The following is a 4,854-nucleotide window of genomic DNA, read 5'->3' as shown; positions in this document are numbered from 1 at the left end:
CAAGCCTCTGGAGGGCCGTCAACGACCGTCCCGGTTCCTATATCGATTACAGCCGTCTTCGTCATGAGGGCGGCGAGCGATATATCGAGGAATCCCTGGCGGGACTCACATTGCGCGTCCATCCCGCATCTTTCTTCCAGCCGAACCCGGCGGGGGCCGCCCTCATCTACGAGAGGGTGGGACGCGTTGCCGCGGAACTGAAGGCGGGGAACGTTCTCGGCCTTTACTGCGGCATGGCCCCCATGGAGCTCCTGCTGTCCCGCGAGTCGCGGAATGTCATAGGCGTCGATTCCTCGAAGGCAAATATAGACAACGCGCGGGAGAACGCCCTGCTCAACGGCATCGGCAACTGTTCCTTTCTTGCCGGAAGGGTCGAGGACATCGTTATGGACAGGAGTTTCAGAAAACCCGACCTCGTGGTGACGGACCCGCCGAGGAGCGGCATAAGCCCCCGCGGCATAACACTAATCGCCAACCTCGCGCCGAAGGCGCTCATATACGTTTCCTGCAACCCCGCCACCCTAGCCCGGGACCTTGGGCGGCTTGCCGCGACAGGCTACGCCGTCGACCTCGTCGCTCCCTTCGACCTTTTCCCCCACACCTCCCACCTGGAGACGCTGACGGTCCTGACGAAGAGGAGACGATGAAAAGGGAGAGAACAGAGGGAAGAGCCGAAACCCACGAACCTCCCGAGCGTTATGAGACGATACGCCACTACATCGCGGCCCTCCTCGAGGAAGGGACATACTCGGCAAAGGAGTTGTCAAGCATTGTTAAGATACCCGAGAGGGACATCTGTGACCACCTGGAACACCTGCAACGGTCGCTCGGCAAGGGCGGAAGGCGCCTTGCCGTGATCTCTGCCTCCTGCAGGCACTGCGGGTTCGTCTTCAGGAAGCGCGACCGTCTCACAAAACCCGGCAAATGCCCCTCCTGCCGCTCCATCCACATACAACCACCGATCTTTCATATAGAATAGTGTTAAGTTTTAGGTTTCAAGTTTTAAGTGTCAGGTGTTGAGTTCCGGGCCGTGAGATCTTGCCCGGAAAGTCTGCTGCCTCGCCGGGTGTTTCACCTAAAACTTAAAACCTAAAACTTAAAACGGTAACCTATCATCATTATTGCAATTACCGAGCTTTTCTGTTATATATTTCGATTGCCTATGCGTGATACCGTGGTCAGGGTGTGGAATGGCGAAGCAAGAGTGGCGCGGTGGCTCCTTTACATACCCCTTGCCTTTCTTTCCTATCTCTACCAGATAGCACTCATGGCGAGAGAGTACATGTACAGGACGGGGATCATGGCGACGCAAAGCGCGCCCATACCGGTTGTCAGCGTGGGAAACATCACCCTCGGGGGGACGGGGAAGACACCTGTCGTCGAGAGGCTCTCCCAGAGGTTCAAGGACGCCGGCTACAACCCGGGCATCATAACGCGGGGATACATGAGGAAGAGGAACGGGACATTCGCCGTGGACGCAAGGAACGACTCGGCGCACACCGCCGGGGACGAGGCATACATGCTTGCCAGGAGAACACGCATACCCGTCATCGTCGGCAAGGACCGCATGAAGGCCATCGAACAGGGCATCAAGGAGAAGAGCATCGACATGGCCATCCTCGACGACGGTTTCCAGGTGCGGGACCTGAGAAAGGACGTGGACATCCTCATCATCAACGGACGGGAGTCCTTAAGCAGGCAGGAGCTCTTTCCCCTGGGACCCTACCGCGAGCCCGTATCAAGGGTGCGCGAATCGGATACCATACTCGTGAGCAAATCGGAACCGGACAGCGCCACCCTCTATTTCACCCGGGGCATCCCCCGGTTCCAGGTGATGTATAAACCCGTTCACCTTTACAACGTGAAGAAGAACGCCATAGCCCATTACCGGTTCCTCAGGAACAAGAAGGTCCTCGCCTTCAGCGGGCTTGGCGACAACCAGTCCTTTTTTCAGCTTTTGAGGCAGATAGGCGCCGACGTAGTCCGGGAGATGCCCTTCCCCGATCATCACAGGTACACGGAGGGGGACCTCAGGAGAATGGGGTCGGCGGACAGTGTTCAGTGCATCGTCACCACCGAAAAGGACGCCGTGAAGCTCGCGGGAATGGAGGTTCCGGACAACCTTTTCTACCTCTCCATCGAGGCGCGGATAGAGGATGAGGATGCACTGATGGACCTCCTGCTCAAGAAGCTCGGGACCCGTTCCCCGGACCGCCTCGCCTAAAGAGGAGACAAAGCGGGTCGGGGAAGAAAGCTCACGATACGATCTCACACCTCGACCCTGCAGACACAATGGATGGCAGTGCCTCCCGCCATGGGCGGGATGGAAAATATAACAAGGAGGAGAGAGCATGTCAGAACAGGTATTCATTTTCGACACGACATTGCGCGACGGCGAGCAATCGCCCGGCAATACCATGAACACTCAAGAAAAGCTCAGGGTGGCGCGACAGCTCGAGCTCCTCGGTGTTGACATCATAGAAGCAGGTTTTCCCATCGCCTCCGAGGGCGATTTCGATGCCGTCAAGCAGATAGCGAAGCTCGTGAAGAACTGCCAGATAGCCGGGCTCGCACGCGCCAATGACGAGGACATAGACCGGGCGTGGAAGGCGATAAAGGTTGCCGCCCACCCCCGCATCCACACCTTCATCTCCACCTCGGACATCCACCTCAAGCACCAGTTCAGGAAGACCCGTGACGAGGTGCTCGCGATAGCGGTGGCCGCCGTGAAGAGGGCGAAAAAATACATCGACAATGTCGAGTTCTCCGCCATGGATGCCACGAGGAGCGACTGGGATTACCTGTGCAAGGTTCTCGCCGAGGTCATCGAGGCCGGCGCGACGACGGTCAATATCCCCGACACCGTCGGCTATGCCGTTCCTCACGAGTTCGGCGAGCTCATCGCCTACATCAGAAAGAACGTCCCCAATATCGACAGGGCCGTTATCAGCGTTCATTGTCACAACGACCTCGGCCTTGCCACGGCCAACTCCATCGCCGCCATCCACAACGGGGCGCGCCAGGTGGAATGCACGATAAACGGCATCGGGGAGAGGGCGGGAAACGCCTCGCTCGAAGAGATAACCATGACCTTGAGAACGAGGAAGATGAGCTTCACCGCCGACACCCGCATCGTCTCCGAGAAGATATACCCGACGAGCAGGCTCATCACCTCCATCACGGGGGTACCCGTGCAGCCGAACAAGGCCATCGTCGGCGCCAACGCCTTCGCGCACGAGTCAGGCATCCACCAGGACGGTCTCCTGAAGGCGAAGCTCACCTACGAGATCATGACCCCCGAATCGGTGGGCATCCCGAAAAGCTCCCTCGTCCTCGGAAAGCACTCCGGCCGGCATGCCTTCCGGGACCGCATCGAGAACCTTGGGTACATCCTCGACGAGAAGGAATTGAACCTCGCCTTCAAGCGCTTCAAAGCGCTCTCGGACATGAAGAAGAACGTCTACGATGAGGACATCGAGATGATCATCATGGATGAGATATACAAGACGGCCGAGAGGCTGAAGCTCGTATACCTCAACGTGAGCTGCGGGAACACGACGATACCGACAGCCACGGTGAAGATGGAGATAGACGGGAACACCGTCCAGGACGTCGGTACCGGTGACGGTCCCGTCGACGCGGCCTTCAAGGTCATCAAGAGGCTCGTCAAGACAACGAGCAAGCTGGAGAAGTTCTCCGTGAACTCCATCACACAGGACATGGACGCCCAGGGTGAGGTCTTCGTCAAGATCTCCGAGAAGGGGCTCAAGGCCATAGGGAAAGGAGCGGACACGGACATCATAGTCGCCAGCGCGAAGGCGTATATAAACGCGCTGAACAGGCTGGAATACATGAAAACGAAGAAATCCTGAGAGGAAACGATATGGGAATGACCATCACTGAAAAGATACTGGCAGCGCACGCGGACAAGGAGCGGGTGGAGCCCGGGGAGATCCTGGATTGCAGGATAGACCTCGCCCTGGCGAATGACATCACGGCGCCGTTGTCCCTCGAGGAATTCGAGAAGGTGGGGGCAAAGGCCGTTTTCGACCCCGACAAGGTCGTCTTCGTTCTTGACCATTTCACACCCAACAAGGACATCCTTTCGGCCGAGAACTGCAAAAGAATACGGGAATTCTCCCGAAAACACGGCATCGTCAATTTCTTCGAGGGCGGGGAATGCGGGATAGAGCATGCCCTTTTACCTGAAAAGGGGCTCGTCGTGGCCGGTGACCTCGTTATCGGCGCCGACAGCCACACCTGCACGTACGGGGCCCTCGGCGCCTTCTCCACGGGTATGGGCTCGACGGATGTGACCTACGGTATGGTGACGGGCCGCACCTGGCTGAAGGTGCCCGAGAGCATCAAGTTCCACTGTTACGGAAAATGGCGGAAGTGGGTAACGGGAAAAGAGCTCATCCTTCACATCCTGGGCATGATCGGGGTTGACGGAGCGCTTTACAGCGCCATGGAGTACAGCGGTGAGGCAATAGCCGCCCTGTCCATGGATTCCCGGTTCTCCATTGCCAACATGGCGATAGAGGCCGGAGGGAAGAACGGCATATTCCCCGTCGACGACAAGACAATATCCTACATGAAGGAACACGCCACGCGGCCCTACAAGGTCTACGCGAGCGATGACGACGCGAAGTACAGCCAGGAGTACGAGATCGATGCCTCGAAGGTAGGCTTCAGCGTCGCCTGCCCCTCGCTCCCGTCCAACGTGCGGGACGCCGGGGAACTCAGCGCCATAGATGTGGACCAGGTCGTCATCGGTTCCTGCACCAACGGCAGACTGGAAGACCTGGAGATGGCAGCCGCCATCCTCGCGGGGAAGAAGGTGAGCAAAGGCTT

General features: G+C 58.1%; 5 protein-coding genes. All 5 read left to right on the top strand.

The window, feature by feature from the left end:
* Positions 1-647: class I SAM-dependent RNA methyltransferase (locus tag GXX82_15880; GenBank protein ID NLT24521.1), on the top strand; the 647-nt coding region annotated here is incomplete at its 5' end.
* A 59-nt stretch (positions 648-706) separates the two neighbouring features.
* Positions 707-979, top strand: coding sequence for a transcriptional regulator (locus GXX82_15875; GenBank protein ID NLT24520.1), 273 nt, complete (start codon positions 707-709; stop codon positions 977-979).
* Between the two features lie 183 nt (positions 980-1,162).
* A complete protein-coding gene (gene lpxK / locus GXX82_15870; protein NLT24519.1) occupies positions 1,163-2,224 on the top strand; it encodes a tetraacyldisaccharide 4'-kinase in 1,062 nt (353 codons plus the stop codon).
* Between the two features lie 127 nt (positions 2,225-2,351).
* Positions 2,352-3,872 (top strand): 2-isopropylmalate synthase, encoded by a 1,521-nt coding sequence (locus GXX82_15865; protein NLT24518.1) that lies wholly within the window; start codon positions 2,352-2,354, stop codon positions 3,870-3,872.
* A gap of 11 nt (positions 3,873-3,883) precedes the next feature.
* Positions 3,884-4,854, top strand: a 971-nt coding sequence (locus GXX82_15860) for a 3-isopropylmalate dehydratase large subunit (GenBank protein NLT24517.1), incomplete at its 3' end; no start/stop codon positions are given.

This window comes from Syntrophorhabdus sp. (assembly GCA_012719415.1).
In the GTDB taxonomy this organism is placed as follows: Bacteria; Desulfobacterota; Syntrophorhabdia; order Syntrophorhabdales; family Syntrophorhabdaceae; genus Delta-02.
Note: the sequence above shows the minus strand (reverse complement) of the source record. Positions and strands in the feature narration are given on the sequence as shown.